Origin of the sequence: Mesorhizobium sp. B2-3-4 (genome assembly GCF_006442315.1) — a bacterium.
Classification (GTDB): Bacteria; Pseudomonadota; Alphaproteobacteria; order Rhizobiales; family Rhizobiaceae; genus Mesorhizobium.
The window spans coordinates 62,743-80,526 of record NZ_VFVY01000012.1; the positions used below are offsets into that span (position 1 = coordinate 62,743).

A 17,784-nucleotide genomic window follows, 5' to 3' on the forward strand; every position below is an offset into this window, starting at 1 on the left:
TGCACGCTACGGTCACGCCCGCATCGCCTTGCCCTGCGGATCGTAAGGCGACGAAGCGATAACGCGCGCACCTCTTTCGGCGCCGACAATGTGGGTTGTCAACTCGGTATCGACGCCGGCCACATCGCGATCGACAAGCGCCAGGGCAAGGCTCTTGCCGACCGTGTGGCCATAACCGCCTGACGTGACGAAGCCGGCCAGCTTGCCTTTGTTCCAGATGGGCTCATAGCCGCTGGCATCGGCGTCCCCGGCGTCGATTTCGAGCGCCACCAGCGTGCGCCTCGATCCGGCGTTTCGTTGCTTCAGGGCCGCCTCGCGGCCGATGAAGCCACCCTTGTCGAAGGCTATCCAGCGGTCCATGCCGGTCTCGGCAGGCGTGTAATCCTGCGTGAATTCGCGCGACCAGATGCCGAAACTCTTTTCGAGCCGCAGCGAATTTACCGCGCCGAAGCCGTATTCGGTCACGCCCAGACCATGGCCCGCCGCCAGCAGCGCGCGGCGCAGGCCGGCGTGCTCGCTCGCCTGGCAGTGGATCTCGTAGCCGAGCTCGCCGATGACGGAGAGCCGTCCGACCTTGGCCCGCACCAGGCCGACATCCAGCGTCTTGCAACTGAGGAAGCCGAAAGCCTGATGCGAGACATCCTGGTGCGTCAGCCGTTCGAGCAGCCGGCGCGCATTGGGGCCGGCCAGCGAAAAGCCGACGACCGCGTCGGAAATGTCGCGCACCGCAACACCGTCTTCGAGATGCTTTTCGAACCAGCGCATATGCCACTGCCGCAGATAGTAGGATCCCATGATCCACCAGTTGCCGTCGCCCCAGTTGAAGACGGTGAGGTCGCCCTTGAGCTTGCCGTTTTCGCCCAGCATCGGCGCCAGCTTGGCCCGCCCCGGCCTGGGCAGCGCACAGGCAAGCAGCCGGTCGAGCCAGGCTTGCGCCCGCGGCCCGCTGATCTCGTAGCGCGAGAAGGCTGATATATCGAGCAGGCCGACGCCTTCGCGCACGCCGCGGCATTCGCGGGCGACGATGTCGAAGGCGTTGGAGCGCTTCAGCGTCGGTGTTTCGACGAATCCCTGCGGCGCGAAATAGAGCGGCACCTCCATGCCCCAGGAACTGCCCCACCGCGCGCCGGCGGCGTCCATGGCGTCATGCGCGCCCGCCGTCTTCAGCGGCCGTCCAGCCGGCAGTTGCTCGTTGGGATAGCTCATGACGAAGCGGCGCGAATAGAATTGCCCGGTCGTCTGCTTGATGTATTCACGGTTCGAGGCGAAGTCGCCGTAGCGGGCGATGTCCATGCCATAGACATCCGCTTCCGGCTCGCCATGGATCATCCATTCCGCGAGCGACTTGCCGACGCCGCCGCCCTGCAGGAAGCCGGCCATGACGCCACACGCGACCCAGTAGTTGGGAACGCCGCGTACCGGGCCGACCAGCGGATTGCCGTCGGGTGAAAAGGTGAAGGCGCCGTTGACCCAGCGCTTGATCCCGGCTGTCTCAAGGCAGGGGTAGCGGCTGAAGCCGAGTGCCAGTTCGCTGGCGATGCGGTCGGTGTCCTCCTGGATCAGCTCGATGCCGTAGTCCCAGGGCGCGCCGTCCATGTTCCAATGCTTGTGGTTGACCTCGTAGATGCCGAGCAGCAGGCCCTTCTGCTCCTGGCGCATATAGGTGAAGCCTTCGAGATCGACGATCAGCGGCAATTCGCGGTCGAGCGCCTGGATCTCGGGCAACGCCTCCGTCACCAGGTAATGGTGCTCCATCGGTGAAACCGGCAGGTCGATGCCAGCCATGCGGCCGACCTGCTTGGCCCACAAACCGCCGGCATTGACGACATGCTCGGCAATGACAGTGCCTTTCTCGGTCACCACGTCCCAGCCGCCGTCGGCGCGGCGATTGAGCTCCAGCACGCGGTTGTGCTCGATGATGTCGGCGCCGCGCTTCCTGGCCGCCTTGGCATAGGCGTGCACCACGCCCGAGGGGTCGATATGGCCTTCGCGTGCGGCGTAGAGGCCGCCCAGCATGCCGTCGGTGTTGAGTATCGGGCAGCGCTGGCGGATCTCGTCGACGCCGACCAGATGGACGTCGTCTATGCCCATAGTCTGGAAGATGCGGTAGGAGGCCTTCAGCCATTCCCAGCGCTCGGGCGCGGACGCGACCGAGATGCCGCCGGTCATGTGCATACCGATATCCTGGCCCGATTCCTTCTCAACCTCGGACAGAAGGTCGATCGTATAGGCCTGCAGGGCGGCGATGTTGGGGTCGGCATTGAGCGCATGGAAGCCGCCAGCCGCGTGCCAGCTCGACCCCGCCGTCAGCACATCGCGCTCGATCAGCGCGACATCGCTCCAGCCGAACTTCGCCAGGTGATAGAGCACTGAGGCGCCGACCACGCCGCCGCCGATCACGATCGCCCTGTATTGGGATTTCATCCAGTCTCACTCCACCCGGTCAGATGGTGAAGCTTATCGTCATTGTACACATGTGTCCAGTATGTCGAGAGCCAACGTGGCGGGAGCGAGGTACAACAAGCGCTGGCCTTTGGGAGACAAACTGCGGGAGTCTTCGGTTACCGGCTGCCGGAAACCGTTTTCCCGACATAGCGCGAAAATTCCTCGACGTCTTGCGCGGACGGTTCCTGGCCGGTGAAGCTGCGCAGATACGCGGCGACATGCGGCAGGCGACTGCTCATCGGTTCGTCGAGTTCGAGCGAATAATAGCCGATCTGCATGAAATAGAGCACACGGGCCCGCACGAATGCGTCTTCCTCCTCGTAGCCATGGCGCATGAACATGCCGCGGATCGCATTGACGCGTTCTTCGTCGGCCTCGTCGAGGGCGCGCCGGATGGCGGGGGAGCGGCGAGCCCAGGCCCGGATCGCGAAATCCAGCCGGGGATCGAACAGTCTCTCGTCGACCCAGCATTCGAAAATGCTCATCACCCCGCGGATGACCGTCGCCGAAGGCCGCTCGGCACGCTCGACGATGAATCGGGTGTTGGTCTGCCGCCAATGGTCCAGCAACTGGTCGAGCAGGTCTTGGCGGCTTTTGAAGTACCAGTAGAAACTCGATCGCGAGACGTCGAGCTGCTGGCCGAGCGTCAGCACGCGGACGCGTTCGACGCCATCCGAGATCAGCGTTTCAAGCGCAAGCTTCAGCCAGTCTTCGCGCGTGGCTTTGATGTTGCCGGTGGCGCCGGCGCGCTGGGTCGTCGTGTCGGTGGCTTCCATTGCCATGACGCATGACATGCTGTCCCGGGCAAATCAAGGCCATGTACATGTGTGTACATGGCCTCATGCAACCGAAACCGAACGATATAGGTTGAATTTAGCCGGGTCGGCAGCAGATGTGTCGGCGATGGCGGCCCTCATCTTCCGCGTCAAAGCGGGGAGGATTTTGTCGCGGCGCGCCAGCCCAGACTTTGCTTCCCCGCAAGGCATTTGTCTGGCAAATACCAATCCGAATGAATGCCGCCGCGCGGCCAAGCAGCAAGAAAGAGACCGACATGACCGTGTTTCGACAGAACCTCATCGATGGCGAATGGACCGGCGATGCTGGCTCCCGCAACATCAACCCTTCCGATACGGGCGACGTCGTCGGCGAGTATGCCTCGGCCGGAGCCGAGCAGGCCAAACAGGCAATCGCCGCGGCCAAGGCGGCTTTCCCCGCATGGTCCCGCTCTGGCCCGCTGGCACGCCACGCCGTGCTGAAGAAGACTTCGGACGAGATAATGGCGCGCAAGGACGAGATTGGCCGCAACCTCGCGCGCGAGGAAGGCAAGACGCTGGCCGAAGGCATAGGCGAGACCATTCGCGCCGCGCAGATATTCGACTTCTTCGCCGGCGAGACCTTGCGCCTCTCGGGCGAGGTGGTGCCCAGCGTGCGTCCGGGCGTCGGCGTCGAGATCACGCGCGAAGCGGTCGGCGTCGTCGGCATCATCACGCCATGGAATTTCCCTATCGCCATCCCTGCCTGGAAGATCGCTCCGGCCTTGGCCCATGGCAACACCATTGTCTTCAAGCCGGCCGAGCTTGTGCCGGAAAGTGCCTGGACCATCGTCGACATCCTGCATCGCGCCGGCCTGCCCAAGGGCGTGCTCAACCTCGTCATGGGCAGGGGTTCGGTGGTCGGTCAGGCCATGCTGGACAGCCCCGACATCAACGCCATCACCTTCACCGGCTCGGTCGGCACGGGAAAACGCGTCGCCGCGGCGAGTGTTGAACACATGCGAAAATTCCAGCTCGAAATGGGCGGCAAGAACCCGCTGGTCGTGCTCGACGATGCAGATCTCGCTGTCGCCGTCGATTGCGCACTGAACGGCGCCTTTTTCTCGACCGGCCAGCGCTGCACGGCTTCGTCGCGTCTGATCGTCACCAGCGGCATCCATGACCGTTTCGTCGACGCGCTCAAGGAGCGCATGGACAAGCTGGTGATCGGCGATGCGCTCGATGCGCAGACCCAGATCGGCCCGGTGGTCGACGCGACCCAGCTCAAGCAGGACGAGGACTATATAGCCATCGGCGTCCGCGAAGGCGCCACGCTTGCCTTCGGCGGCGAACGGCTCGACCGCAAGACGCCAGGCTTCTATCTCAAGCCGGCCCTGCTGACCGAGGCCACCAACGCCATGCGCAGTTCGCGCGAGGAGATTTTCGGGCCTGTCGCCAGCGTCATTCGCGTCAAGGACTATGACGAAGCGCTTGCCGTCGCCAACGACACGCCGTTCGGTCTGACCTCGGGTATCTGCACCACGAGCCTCAAGCACGCCACGCATTTCAAGCGCAATTCCGAAGCCGGCATGGTGATGGTCAACCTGCCGACGGCGGGTGTCGACTTCCACGTTCCCTTTGGCGGGCGCAAGGGCTCGAGCTATGGTCCGCGCGAGCAGGGCCGCTACGCCATGGAGTTCTACACCACGGTGAAGACCGCCTATACGTTCGCCGGCTGATCCCCCTCGAGAAACGGACCGGTGCCAAGCTATGACATTGCAGGACCTCACATGGCTCAACCCGCCGCCGCACCAAGCCTTCGATGGTGACGCGGTGCGCGTGCGCACCGGCAAGGAGACCGATTTCTGGCGCGAGACCTTCTATGGTTTCTGGCGCGACAACGGCCATTTCCTGTATCGGCCGGTGGAGGGCGATTTCACCGCCGAGGTCACCGTCAAGGGCGACTACCAGGTGCTCTACGACCAGGCCGGGCTGATGCTCCGGCTGAGCGAAACGCACTGGATCAAGGCCGGCATCGAATACACCGACGGCCTCGCCTATTTCTCCGTCGTCGTCACCAACGACACCTCGGACTGGTCGCTGGTGGCGATTGCCGCCGGGCCGGGCGGCGTCAGGATCCGCCTGACCCGCCACGGCGAGGCGATCCGCGTCCAGTATCTCGACGCGTCCGACGGCCATTGGAAGCCGGTGCGGCTCGCCTATTTCCCGGTCTCGAAGGCGGTCGATGTCGGCATGATGTGCTGTTCGCCGCAACGCGAGGGCTTCGAGGTCACGTTCTCCGGATTCTCGGTCGGTCCGCCGATCGCGCGCGACCTGCACGACTGAAACCATAGGTTTGCGCGGCTGTGGAACAGGCCGGCAGGACGTTGCGGCCGCCGCAGCGTCCGGGTTAAGCGTTGCCGATGGGCATGTCGCGTTGGCGGGCGAAACTCAAAAAGGCCGTTTATTCCAGGGCGCTGCGATTTCTCGGCGTTCCCCAGGTCTTGTGGTCGCAAGGGATCGGCCATTTCTGCGACTTCGCGGGACCCGGCTGGTATCGCGTTGCACCGACCGAATCGACCCGGAGCGAGGCCTTTTTCCGAAGACACTATGGTGGCGCGCACGGCATTGTCTGGGTGCGCCTGAGCACTCTGGCCAGGGTTCCGCGCAATTGCGATCTCGACACGTTTGCACGAGTGGCCCTGCCGACCATCAAGGCTCCCTTCATCCTGCTGACCACCGATGGCGACGCCTCGGTGCCGTCGGATCTGGCGAAGGACACCGTCGATCGGCTTCTCGCCAATCCCTATCTGGTCTCGTGGTACAGCCAGAACTGCGATGGCGGTCATCCCAGGATAAAGCCGTTCCCGATCGGGCTGGACCTCCACACGCCACGCTCCCTGGCGACGCCCGCCGGTCTGGTGAGGCGGCTGGAAACCCTGCGCGACCAGCAGGGGAACGCGGACCGTCGTCCGCCCAGGATATTCTGCGATTTCAGCATCAGCCGGGGATCCAGCCAGCGTCGCGAACTGCTCGATGCCTTGGACGGATGCCCACATGTGGATTTTCTGGCCAAACGCGTCTCGCAGCGCTCGATCTGGCAGCTCTATTCGCAATATCCGCTCGTGCTCTCGACCGTAGGCAACGGCCTCGACTGTCACCGCACATGGGAGCTGCTTTATCTCGGCTGCATCGTGGTGACCAAGACCTCGCCGCTAGATCCTCTTTATGAAGGCCTGCCGGTCATCATCGTCGACGACTGGCGCGAGGCGCGGGACCCTGATGCGCCGCGACGCTGGATCGAACAGGTCGCGCATCTGACGGACCGGACCTATCTGTGGGAGCGTCTGCGGCCGCAAGCCTATCTGGAGCCGCTGCGCCAGGATCTCCGGCAGGCGGCCGCCTCACCACGGGACGTGTAGGAATTCCAGCTTGGGTAGGCCGACCGGCCGGATACCGAGATCGTTGGCAAGCAGGCCGAAAGCTTCGGTCTCGATCAGGTCGCGATAGGGAATCTCGGGAAAGCGAAGGCCGCCGCGATGCAGCGCGGCATCGACCAGCAGCATGGTTCCGCCGACCGCATCGAGCCCGATAATGTCGAGATGCCTGACATCGCTCAGATGATAGCGGCTTGGTGTCTGCGCGGGCGGCTGGTGAAGGCCGCCGCGGATATCGCGGTAATAGCGATAATCCCTGGTCTGCCGCCTGATGACAAAGCTGTTGAGGTCGAAACTGCCGCCACCGGCGATCTTCACGCAGTTGGGGACCGCGATGCGATGCCCCGCTCCGATCAGACGCTTCAGCGCATCTCCGGGAAACCGCCAGACGTCGATGTCGATCCACAGCGCCCAGTCGTCGTCCTTGTTCAGCCCGTGATCGATCAGGTAGTTTCGTACCTTGGCGATCGCGCCGCGCCGGACGCGTTGCATCCTGGGCTTCGCCCGTTTTGCCCTGTCGAGGCGGGTGCCGACCTGTCTTTGCAGCAGGACGATGTCCCGGTATTTGTTGGTCAATCCAGCAGTCGCAGCCTGCAGTCGCTCCCAGCTTCCGTCCTGGCTGTCGCCCTCGCAGAAGACCAGCTTGATCTTGTCCTTGGGGTAATCGAGCCCGTCCAGCGCATCGAGGAAAGGCTGGATGAGGTCGGCGGCATCGCGCAGCGGAACCAGTATGGCCACGTTTCGGCCAGACGGCGTCGGCGCCGAAAGCACCGCTTTGTCGACGCTGGCTTTCGCTTGCGCTTCATCCAGATACGCGCCGCGCGTCAGGCGATAGCGCAGCCGGTAGGCATGGTTGCGAAGCCTGGTTCCCCATTTTGGCGGTGGCTCCGGGGTCCACCATGTGCCGGCCCAGTGATGGATCGAGAGCGCCGCCGTGGCGTCGCCGGCGTCGCGCTCCGTGGTCCCTTCCGATGTCACCGGCGCGAACAGGCCGGAGGGATAGATGCTGAAGGCCGCCTGGTCGCCATATCCGAGCTGCGCTGAGGTGAGCAGGCAAGGGCCGGTCGCATCGAGCACGTCCTTGGCGGCGGCGAGCCCCGGCATCATCGACAGGAGATGCATCCAGAAAGGATGGCGGGGCGGGCATGCCATGGTTCCATTGAAGAGCAGGTATGGCAGGCCCCGAAAATCCGCCTGTACCATCGCGTGCGAAGCCGGTTCCTTGCACAGCACGACGCGGGTCTCGTCCATGATCGGATCGAAGGGAGCGACGCATTCGCAGTCGATGTCGGCGTAGACCCCGCCAAAATGATGCAACAGCATGTAGCGGGCCGCGTCCGATCGCTGCACGCCGTTGGCGTAACCGCAGAACATCGGCAGGTAGTCAGGGTAGTGCTCGGCCACGAATTCGAGCAACATCCGGTCGCTCCAGAACATCACCTTCCAGTCTGGATTATGCCGCTTCCAGCTGTCGGCATAGGCCTGGAAGCGTGCGGGAACGCTGTCGGTCTTCCATGTCTGGTGCAGGATCTGCGGGATCATCGGCGGCTCATGGGGTGAGGGGAGATGGCTTCTCGTCAATGCCATCACTATCCAGCGCAAGCCCGGCGCGCACGGCATCGCGGATGGCTTGCTGACCGAACCTTGCCCAGACGGCCTGATGCGCGCGCACACGCTGCCGCGACCGGCGCTCGGCGTCGAGGGAAAGTTCGATGGCCATGTCGGCCAGTCCTTCGTCGCTGGCCGACAGCAGCACTTGGTCATTCTCGACCAAGCCGAGGCCCTCGGCCGCGAGCGGCGTCGCGATCACCGGCACCCCCCAGGCCATCGCCTCCAGGATCTTGATGCGTGTGCCGCCGCCCGCCTTCAGCGGGATGATGGTGAGATGCGCGCCGGACAGCAGCGGCGCCACGCTTTCGGGGTTCTCGACGAGCTCGACATCCGGCAATCCGGCCAGCGCTCGCACGTCCGGTTTGGGGCTGCGTCCAGCCAGCACGAGCTTCGCACCGGGCAAGGCCCGGCGGATGCGGGGCAGTATGACCCGGGCCAATCGCTCCGCCGCATCGACATTGGGCGGATAGCCGAGATGGCCGATGAAAAGGATTGCGGGAAAACCGCGATCTTTCGCCGGCTCGACGGGCAGTGTTTCGGGAATGATTTCGACGCCGGGAATTCCATTGGGAACGACATCGATTGGCATCTGGCGCCCGGCAAGATGGACCAGCCTCGAACAATCCTCGTTCGAGCATACCCAGACCCTGTCGGCAAGCGCGAGCGCCTTCCTTTCGAGACGCCTGATGCCAGGTGCCGATGCGACAATGGAGAAGCGCGATGCGGTCGGTTCTCGTCTCATCTGCGCGGACAGGTCGGATTCGACATTGTGCATGTCGAGGATGAGCTGCTTGGCCAGAGGCCGCAAAGGCCGTAGCAGCTTGAACAGGCCGATGCTCTCGACCACGACCGTGTCGGGGCGGAATTCTCGAACGAGTGCCTCCAGCCGGGTCACGGCCGTGCGCGAAATACGATGCTCCGCCCTGATGCGCCACCATCCGATCGAGGCCGTCCGTGGCTCGTCTTCGATCGACAGCGCCTCGATACGGATCCGCGGATCCGGCGCGGTCATGGCAGTGGCCTTGGGCAGCACCGAGGCCAGACAGACCGGTCCCAACGCGGCGGCCGCCACCGCATTGCTATAGTTGCGAAGATCCGCGCCGGAGGTCGGCGGAAACGCTGGCTCGTGGCATACGATCAGCACGCGCTGCCCGGTATGCGCCCGCATGCCGACATCGGGCCGCACGCTCAAAGCGGACGCCCGACGCTTGGCGCCGGAAGCTGCTGCGCCAACTCTATCCCAGACGACATTCACGAGGCCCCCGACGCCACAGAAATCAGCTTCGACTTGTTTAGCCGAACCGGGCGTTCGTCAAGCGCTGGATCGCATCATGGCATCGACTGCCCCTGCCTTGCCAGCCGGTCGCAAGGGCGCCAGCAGGGCCGGGGCCAAGATTATCGCCTGGACCAGGCCAGCCATCGCGCGGCCAGGCGCCGGCGCAACGAGGTAAAACGCGTCCGCCTGTAGGCGTCACCCGCCATCTTGATGCCCTGCGCCTGTGTCGGGAAAGGATGGATGACGTCGGCCAGCGCATGCAGGCCCATGCCCGACTTGATGGCCAGCGTCACCGCGTTGATCATCTCGCCGGCATGGCTGGCGACGACCGTCGCCCCCAGTATGCGGTCGGATCCTTCCCTGACATGGATCTTGACGAACCCCTCCTCCTCGCCGTCCATCACGGCGCGGGCGACATCGTGCATCAGGACCGTGTAGGTCTTGACCGGAATGCCGTCGCGCCGAGCCTCCAGGGGATAAAGACCGACATGGGCTATCTCCGGATCGGTATAGGTGCACCAGGGAACGACGAGTTCACTCAGCTTTTCACGGCCGCGAAACAGGGCATTGCGCACGACGATACGCGCCGTTGCCTCGGCGGTGTGGGTGAACTTGTATTCGAGGCAGACATCGCCCGCCGCGTAGACATGCGGGTTGGTGGTCCGCAGGTAATCGTCGACGGTAATACCGTTGGCGTCATACGCCACTCCCGCCTCTTCAAGGCCCAGGCCATCGACATTGGGCGAACGGCCAACGCCGGTGATGATCTCGTCGACGGAAATCGTCGTCCTGTCGCCGTCCCGCATCAGATCGGCGATCTTTCCGCCATTCTCCGTCCGCACCGCCACCACTTCGGTGTTCAGGCGTACCTCGACCCCTTCCCGGGCCAGCGCATCCGAAAGGATCTGCGCGGCGTCGCGTTCCTCGCCGGGCAGGAACATCGGGTCGCTCTGCGCCAGGATGACTTTCGCGCCAAGCAGGCAGAAGGCCTGCGCTGTCTCGCAGCCTAGTGGGCCGCCCCCGATGACAAGGAGCCGCGGTGGGCAGCTTGTCAGGTTGAACATAGTGCCGTTGTCGAGATAGCCGGCTTCTGCCAGCCCTGGAATCTCAGGCCCGCTCGCATGTGCGCCAGTCGCGACGAGCGCCTTCGTGAAACGCAGGGTCTTGCCGTCGACCAGCACCGTGTCCGGCCCGCCGAAGCGCGCTTCACCGAAATAGAGATCGATGCCATGGCCCACAAGATTCGCTGCGGATTCGGCACGGCTGATCCGCTGCCGAATCTGGCGCATGCGCAACATGGCCCGCTCGAAGTCGACACGAATGGGCTTGGGCGGGTCGCCCCCGAAACTCTCTGCGTCGCGCATGTCGGCATAGAGCCGGGCTGTGCGGATGATCGTCTTCGACGGGACGCCGCCGACATTGACGCACGCACCTCCGATCAGCCCGCGTTCGATCAGTGCGACCTTCGCCCCGAGGCTCGCGGCATCACGCGCCGCGGTCAGGCCCGCCGGGCCGGCGCCGATGACCACGAGATTGTAGCGTCCATCCGGCTCCGGATTTTTCCAGTGTCGCGGATGCGCGCCCCGGATCAGGTCGGCGTCGTTGCGGTCGACGGGGAAGGCGGCCATCCTTTTCGGTTCACGCGGCATCGCGAGCGCCTTGCGTGGAGGGCGCCGGCTGCGACAGCCACCCGCCGGTAAAGCCTGCTCGGTCGAGGCCCCGGCGGATATGCGGGTTGGACCGCATCAGATCCCAGACCAGCCGTGAACGATGGTTCTCGATCATCATCACGGTGATGCCCTGGTCGAGCCCGTAATAGCCTTCCGATATCCAACCGTTGCGACCGAACTCCCGCCGCTTGGCCAATGTCGGATTGAAGCCACTCGGCAGCCGGAAATTGTCGACCACCTCTGGATAGCGCTCGCCAAGATGGCGCAAGGCGGCCAGGCAGATATCAGGCGCGAACGGCAGTGATGCGGGATAGGACCATGGCGCGATCGTGCCGTCATCCGGTCCGAACGGCGCGCCGCGCGCCGCATAGCCGGAAAACCGGTGCCGCCGCCGCTGCACACTGGCCCGGAAGCCGCCTGGTCCATCCCCAGCGGAGAGGCCCCAAAGGTTCTCGCCATAGCCGTCAAAGCCATAAGGATTATGGCGGGCGTAATCCCGGTGCAGGTAGGTCGAGCGGCGGCTGTTCTCGAAATAGTCCGAATTCTTCTCGCGCATGAAAGCGTCGCGGATGCCGGCGAAATCGATCCAGGCATGCGAGAACTGGTGCATGAACAACGGCCCGCCATAAAGCACGTCGTGGCCGTAGATGTTTTCCCACTGATAGGTAGCGGTCCAGGCCTCGTAACTGTCGTTGGAGGTCGGGCGGTCCGGCGAGGCCATCGACAGCACATAGAGGATCGTCGCCTCGTTATAGCCTTCCCAGCCATAGTGGAGAAAGCCGCTCCTGGGCTTCCAGCCCTGGCGCAGCGTCGGGCTGCTGCCTTGGGCCCATTGCCAGTCGACGCGCCTGTAGAGCGCCTCGGCCAGGTGGCGTATCTCGGCCTCCTCGTCATTGTCGCCGGAAAAATAGGCGCCCGCCACCAGCACGCCGGCGATCAGCAAGGCGGTATCCACCATCGACAACTCGCAGCGCCAGACACGCAAGCCGGTCTGCATGTCCAGGAAATGGTAGTAGAAACCCTTGTGGCCGGTGACGTCGTGGCCGCTGCCTTGCGTGCTGTTCCGAAAAAAGCGCAACGCCGCAAGGGTCAGCCGGGCCGCCGCGTCGCGCTCCATCCAGCCACGTTCGACTCCGATCGGGTAACAGGAGAGGGCGAACCCGACAACGGCGATGCTGCAAGGCGAATTCGGCCGTGAGGTGTCGGCGACCAGCCCGTTGTCGGGATTTACGTTTTCCAGGAAATAGTTGAAGGCGGCCCGCTGGTAGCTGTCCACAAGCTCGTCATCGGACAGCGTCCCGAGTTCTGTTTTAGGCAAGCGATGCAAACTCCACTCTGATGGCGGCGATACCTTGGGCCGGAACAGTCAACTCGAACCGGGCCGTGCGGTCGTCCCAGGCAACCGGCTGCTCGTGTTCGAGCATCGCTGAAGCCGCATGCAACTGCTCCAACTGTGACGTGCTCAGATAATCCGGCCTTCCCATCGACATCCACAATGACTTGGCGTTGCCGTTGGTAGCATCGACACGCCGGATCGTTGCCGCGACGGGTCGGCGCGCATTGCGGAGTTCGACGCACACGGTTTCGTCCTCGATCGGATGCCGCGGCAGTGTGAAGTTGGAGATCAGCACGGTCAGCGAATTTTCATCGCGGACGCACCAACTGTCGACAGTTGGGTGACAGCCCCCCATGGACAGGATTTCCGTTCCAAGTTGATGCAGCATTTCAAAGGCACGGTAAGCTGGTTTGGCGATCGCGTGAAGATTCATAAGACCGAAGCCGCCATGAAAGGGAACTGATGGAAAATAGTTCTCTTCGAAAATGTCCGAAAAGGTCCAGTAGCTGTAGCCCTCGACCAGCCCTCGGGCCTCCATGACGGTCTTGACGATGAAGGCGGCGGCATAAGGCTCGTCATGCATTGGATCACGTGGGTTCGAAGACGTGCACCATTCGGTGTAGTAGAGCGGACGGTCGCCTGCCTGCTGCCGCGCGGTCCGCGCTTCCTCATGCAACACGCTTCGCGTGCTTTGCGAAAGTTGGGTCTCGGTATCGTCGCCGGGCTGGCCAAAGGCGTCGGTCGGATAATGATGGGTACTGATAAAGTCGGCCGGAAGGCCGTTTCGGGTACAATAAGCGATGAAGTCACTGATCCAGGCGTTGGCGGCGGTTGCCGGTCCCCCGACCTTCAACCGCGGATCGACTGATTTTAGGGCTTTTGCCGTAAAGGCGTAGAGCTTGAAGTAGTCCTCCTGCTTGCCGCTGCCGAAGGCTTCTAGATTGGGCTCGTTCCAGACCTCGAAAAACCATTGCGTTACCTCGTCCAGGCTATAGCGATCGATCCAATGAGTGGCGAGCTTCGAAATCAGCGTCGACCATTGGTCATAATCGTTCGGCGCGCTGACATTGGCCCGGTAGTGGAAGACGATCTGCCCGGAAGACGACAGCATCGTCGGCATGAAACTAAGCTCAACGAAGGGGCGCATGCCGATCGAGAGCAGGAAATCGAAAATCTGATCGGCATTGAAGAACGAATAGAGCGGCTGGTCGTCCTGGTCGATGAGCGTGCCCATGTCGTCACAGAGCAGGCCGTGAAAACGAACGTGACGAAAACCAAGCTCGTCATGCGCCCGGCGGATCTGCGCTTGCCAGTCCGCGCGCAGTGCGAGCGTCGCGTGGCCGCTGCCGACCGTGTGCTCCCAGAAATGCGGGAAGTCCTCGCCTCGGGCGTCGAGGTCACAGCAAAAGACGGCGTTGGCGGAATCGTGTGAGGGCTTTGTCGCAGACTGTACGCTTTGCATGGCCACTTATACGCGGCACGGCCTCGTTCGTTGCCTTCTCACGCGGATTTGTACTCGTCCCGATCAATAAGTGGCGCGGCCGCCCGAAACGTCGAACACGGCGGCCGTGGTGAAAGAGCATTCCTCGGAGGCGATCCATGAGATCAGCGCCGCCACTTCCTCGACCTCGCCGAAGCGCGCCATCGGAATCTTGGACAACATGAAGTCGATGTGCTCCTGGCTCATCTGCTTGAAGATCGCGGTGCGCACGGCCGCCGGCGTCACGCAGTTGACCGTCACCTTTGTCTTGGCCAGTTCCTTGCCGAGCGACTTGGTCAGGCCGATCACCGCGGCCTTCGAAGTGCTGTAGGCCGAGGCGTTGGGATTGCCTTCCTTGCCAGCGATCGAGGCGATGTTGACGATGCGGCCATAGTTGCGCTCGAGCATGTGCGGCACCAGCGCCTTGTTGCAGTAGAAGACGCCGTTGATGTTGATGTCGATCACCTTTTGCCAGTCCTCGGCCGAATAGGCCCAGGTCGTCATGTTCGGACCGGTGATGGCCGCACTCGTGACAAGGATGTCGACGCCGCCAAGGGCCGTGATCGTCGATTGCGCGGCGGCCTGCACACTTGCCGCATTGGCCACGTCCAACGTCACCCCATGCAGGGAGGGAATGGCGGCTTTCGCCTGTTCGATCTGCGCGGGATCGCGATCCCAGACGCTGACGCGCCCGCCTTCGTCGACGATCCTCTGCGCGACCGCCAGGCCGATGCCCGAGGCGCCGCCGGTGATGACCGCCGACCGACCGGCGAAGCGTCCCGCGAAATTCATCGGCATGTGTTCCCTCTGTCCATGTTGGCTGAAGCCGGCCCGCGTGGTGGCCCGTCCTTGGACTGTGAGGTGACCGTCGATCGAGTTCAAGCCGGCATGAGGCCGGATCGTCTGGGCCAACAACGCCGGATTACGGCGTGTTTCCTTCCAGCTGATCGCGCAGCGCTTCCACCATCGCCACCAGTGCCGGCCCGATTTCAGCATGCGCGCGGGCCTCGGTGATGATCTCGCCGATGCCGCCGCACGTGATGGCGACCAGCGGCGAGCCGTCGCGTGGCCGGAACGGCACGCCGACGGCGTGGATATAGCTGTGCCATGCCCCAAACGACGTCACGTATCCAAGCCGTGCGTGCTGGGCGATGGCGTCCTCGATCGCCGTCGCGATCACGGCTGCCTTATCGGGCTCCGCCTCCTGCAACGCCCGCACGAGACCGTCCCGCTCGTCGGGCAACAGCCCCGCCGCGTAGGCCAGCCCCATCGACGTCTTCCAGATCGGCAGGTACGAGCCCGGATTGAGCCGCAGCGTCACCAGGCTCTCCGATCGGCAATTGGCGAGATAGACCATATTGAGGCTGTCGCGCGTGCCGATCGCCACCGCCGCGCCGGTCTTGTCGGCCAGCGGCTGCATCAGCGGCCTTGCGATGTGGACGACGGCACTGGAACTGAGCGCCGAATAGCCGAGCGCGACGGTCGCCGGCCCCAGGCTGTAGCGGCCGAGGTCCTTGTCGTAGAGGAGATAGCCAAGTGCGCTCAGCGTATAGGTGATGCGCGACACCGTGGCTTTCGGCAGGCCGGTGCGCGCGATGATATCCTGGTTGCCGAGCGAGGCGTCGCCCGGCCGGAAGGCGCGCAATATGCCGAGCCCGCGCACCAGCGACGAGGAAAGCTGGGCTCCTTCGCCGTCAAGTTCCGTATCGTCCCGGGTCGCTCGCTTGCGCACGCTGGCGATCTTTCTGGCGGAGTGTCCACCTGTCGGGCCGGCTCTACCGGCGCGTCAAAAATGAAATTAAATTCCATTTATATTGACAGCGGCTTTTGCAGCCTGTCAATATGTCCCCTCGATGGCATCCTTCAGCGCCTTGTGCCATCTTACGAAGCCCGTCCTTGTGAAGGTAGCCACGTGTCCCGCTATATTTTGCGCCGGCTTATCGCGATGCCGTTCCTGGTGCTTGGCATCGTCACCATCGCTTTCCTGATCACCACGGTGACCAAGGGCGATCCGCTAACGGCAATCGTCGCCGAACAGCAGATGAGCAATCCCGAAGTGGTGGCCGCGGCAAAGGCCCGCTGGGGTTTGGATCGTCCGCTGCCGGAACGCTATATGATATATCTCGGCAATCTGCTGAGCGGCGATCTCGGCACGTCCTTCATCACCAAGCGCAATGTCGGCACCGATATTCTCTACCGCCTGCCGGCAACGCTCGAACTGGTCTTCGCCGCCATGATCTTCGGCACCACGCTCGGCATCGTGCTGGGCGTGCTGGCAGCCTATTTCCGCAACAGCCTGATCGACCATGGCGCACGGCTGTTCGCGCTGTTCGGATCATCGCTGCCGGTGTTCTGGTCCGGCCTCGGCCTGCTCTTCATCTTCTCGGTGGTCGTGAACTGGCTTCCAGGCCCGGGCCGCCTGGATGCCCGTTTGCCGCTGCCGCCCGGCGTCACCGGTTTCCTGACCATCGATTCGCTGCTGGCCGGCAACATCACCGTCTTCAAGGACGCGCTGTGGCACCTGCTTCTGCCGGCTTTCGTGCTCGGCTGGACGGTCTCGGGAACCATATCGCGGCTGGTGCGCGCCAACATGCTCGACGTGATGAGCCGCGAATTCGTGCTCACCGCTCGCGCCAAGGGCGCCAGCGAATTCCGCGTCGTCATCGTGCACGCGCTGCGCAACACGATGGTGCCGACGCTCACCGTCATCGGCTATTCCTTCGCCTATCTGATCACCGGCGCGGTGTTGACCGAGACCATCTTTTCCTGGCCGGGTATGGGTTCTTACGCCGTCGAGGCGGCGCGCGCGCTCGACTTCCCGGCTATCATCGGCGTCACCATCGTCGGCGGCCTCGCCTTCCTGGTCACCAACCTCGTCACCGACATTCTCTATGTCGTGGCCAACCCGCGCGTCAGGCTAAGCTAGAGGCCATGACAGCGATCGTCACAAAATCCCGTTCCGCCGGCATTCCAGAATGGCTGACCGCGCCCTTGCTCATCGGCACGATCGTCATCCTGTTCTGGCTGTTCATGACCGTATTCGCCAATCTGGTCGTGCAGTTCGATCCGCTTGAGATGGTCGCGCGTCGCCTGCAGCCGCCGAGCTGGGCGCACTGGCTGGGCACCGATGCGCTGGGCCGCGACGTGCTGGCCCGAACTCTACACGGTGCTGCGCATTCGCTGCCGATCGCGGTTCTGGTCGTCGTCTCGGCCGTCATCATCGGCTCGCTGCTCGGCGCCATTTCCGGCTTCGTCGGCGGCCTGACCGGCGCTGCGATCATGCGGCTGGTCGATATCACCCTGTCCTTCCCGCCGATGCTGCTTGCCATGGCCGTCGCGGCCTCGCTTGGGCCGGGCCTCGGCAATGCGGCCATCGCCATGGTGCTGGTCTGGTGGCCGGTCTATGCCCGCCTGATGCGGGCCCAGGTGCTGGAGGTGAAGGAGTGCGAGCATGTCGAGGCGGCGATCGCCGCCGGCGCCAGGCCGAGCCGGGTGCTGTTCAAGCACATATTGCCGCTATGCTGGACGCCGGTGCTGATCAGCGCCACCATGGATCTCGGCCAGGTCGTGCTGCTTGCCGCCTCGCTCTCTTTCATCGGCCTCGGCGCCACGCCGCCGACGCCTGAATGGGGCTCGATGATCTCGGACGGCGCGGTGCATTTCTACCAGTGGTGGATCGCTTTCGGCCCCGGCGTCGCCATCCTCACCATCGTGCTCGGCTTCAACTTCATCGGCGACGGCCTGCGCGATATTCTCGATCCAAGGTCGGACTAGGCG

14 protein-coding genes are annotated in these 17,784 nt (G+C 63.7%); 5 read left to right on the forward strand and 9 right to left on the reverse strand.

All coding sequences use genetic code 11. The features are described 5' to 3' along the window. Positions 1 to 12: 12 nt before the first annotated feature. Positions 13 to 2,424 (reverse strand): FAD-dependent oxidoreductase, encoded by a 2,412-nt coding sequence (locus FJ967_RS18685; RefSeq protein WP_140733297.1) that lies wholly within the window; start codon positions 2,422 to 2,424, stop codon positions 13 to 15. A 137-nt stretch (positions 2,425 to 2,561) separates the two neighbouring features. Further along, on the reverse strand, positions 2,562 to 3,221 hold the full coding sequence (locus tag FJ967_RS18690; RefSeq protein WP_181175997.1) for a TetR/AcrR family transcriptional regulator: 660 nt from the start codon (positions 3,219 to 3,221) through the stop codon (positions 2,562 to 2,564). Between the two features lie 275 nt (positions 3,222 to 3,496). Here FJ967_RS18690 and FJ967_RS18695 point away from each other — a divergent pair, with 275 nt between their 5' ends. From FJ967_RS18695 to FJ967_RS18705, 3 genes are all read left to right on the forward strand, one after another. Further along, positions 3,497 to 4,936, forward strand: coding sequence for an aldehyde dehydrogenase family protein (locus FJ967_RS18695; protein WP_140733299.1), 1,440 nt, complete (start codon positions 3,497 to 3,499; stop codon positions 4,934 to 4,936). A gap of 31 nt (positions 4,937 to 4,967) precedes the next feature. Continuing rightward, positions 4,968 to 5,543 (forward strand): DUF1349 domain-containing protein, encoded by a 576-nt coding sequence (locus tag FJ967_RS18700; RefSeq protein WP_140733300.1) that lies wholly within the window; start codon positions 4,968 to 4,970, stop codon positions 5,541 to 5,543. Positions 5,544 to 5,620: 77 nt separating this feature from the next. Continuing rightward, positions 5,621 to 6,619 (forward strand): hypothetical protein, encoded by a 999-nt coding sequence (locus tag FJ967_RS18705; protein WP_181175984.1) that lies wholly within the window; start codon positions 5,621 to 5,623, stop codon positions 6,617 to 6,619. Here FJ967_RS18705 and FJ967_RS18710 read toward each other — a convergent pair. The 7 genes from FJ967_RS18710 to FJ967_RS18740 all read right to left on the reverse strand — a co-directional run bounded on the left by FJ967_RS18710 (position 6,602) and on the right by FJ967_RS18740 (position 15,739). Next, positions 6,602 to 8,176 carry a glycosyltransferase gene (locus FJ967_RS18710; RefSeq protein ID WP_140733301.1) on the reverse strand — a complete coding sequence of 525 codons (1,575 nt, stop codon included), beginning with the start codon at positions 8,174 to 8,176 and terminating at the stop codon, positions 6,602 to 6,604. The genes FJ967_RS18705 and FJ967_RS18710 overlap by 18 nt on opposite strands. Before the next feature lie 7 nt (positions 8,177 to 8,183). Next, complete coding sequence (locus FJ967_RS18715) at positions 8,184 to 9,431, reverse strand: glycosyltransferase (protein WP_246675315.1); 1,248 nt, start codon at positions 9,429 to 9,431, stop codon at positions 8,184 to 8,186. Between the two features lie 209 nt (positions 9,432 to 9,640). Then, the gene (locus FJ967_RS18720; RefSeq protein ID WP_246675309.1) at positions 9,641 to 11,149 is read right to left on the reverse strand and encodes a mercuric reductase; all 1,509 of its coding nucleotides are present in this window, start codon (positions 11,147 to 11,149) and stop codon (positions 9,641 to 9,643) included. Between the two features lie 10 nt (positions 11,150 to 11,159). After that, positions 11,160 to 12,509, reverse strand: coding sequence for a glucoamylase family protein (locus FJ967_RS18725; RefSeq protein ID WP_140733303.1), 1,350 nt, complete (start codon positions 12,507 to 12,509; stop codon positions 11,160 to 11,162). Next, entirely contained in the window at positions 12,502 to 13,989 is a 1,488-nt protein-coding gene (locus FJ967_RS18730) for a glycosyl hydrolase (protein WP_140733304.1), read from the reverse strand. The genes FJ967_RS18725 and FJ967_RS18730 overlap by 8 nt, the downstream gene beginning before the upstream one ends. A gap of 63 nt (positions 13,990 to 14,052) precedes the next feature. Continuing rightward, a complete protein-coding gene (locus FJ967_RS18735) occupies positions 14,053 to 14,805 on the reverse strand; it encodes an SDR family NAD(P)-dependent oxidoreductase (protein ID WP_140733305.1) in 753 nt (250 codons plus the stop codon). Positions 14,806 to 14,929: 124 nt separating this feature from the next. Continuing rightward, positions 14,930 to 15,739, reverse strand: coding sequence for an IclR family transcriptional regulator (locus FJ967_RS18740; protein ID WP_140733306.1), 810 nt, complete (start codon positions 15,737 to 15,739; stop codon positions 14,930 to 14,932). A gap of 180 nt (positions 15,740 to 15,919) precedes the next feature. Between FJ967_RS18740 and FJ967_RS18745 the strand changes: the two genes are divergently transcribed. Together FJ967_RS18745 and FJ967_RS18750 are read left to right on the forward strand one after the other, a co-directional pair. Then, positions 15,920 to 16,933 carry an ABC transporter permease gene (locus FJ967_RS18745; protein ID WP_140733307.1) on the forward strand — a complete coding sequence of 338 codons (1,014 nt, stop codon included), beginning with the start codon at positions 15,920 to 15,922 and terminating at the stop codon, positions 16,931 to 16,933. A 5-nt stretch (positions 16,934 to 16,938) separates the two neighbouring features. Further along, entirely contained in the window at positions 16,939 to 17,781 is an 843-nt protein-coding gene (locus tag FJ967_RS18750; protein ID WP_140733308.1) for an ABC transporter permease, read from the forward strand. The last annotated feature ends 3 nt before the right edge of the window (positions 17,782 to 17,784 follow it).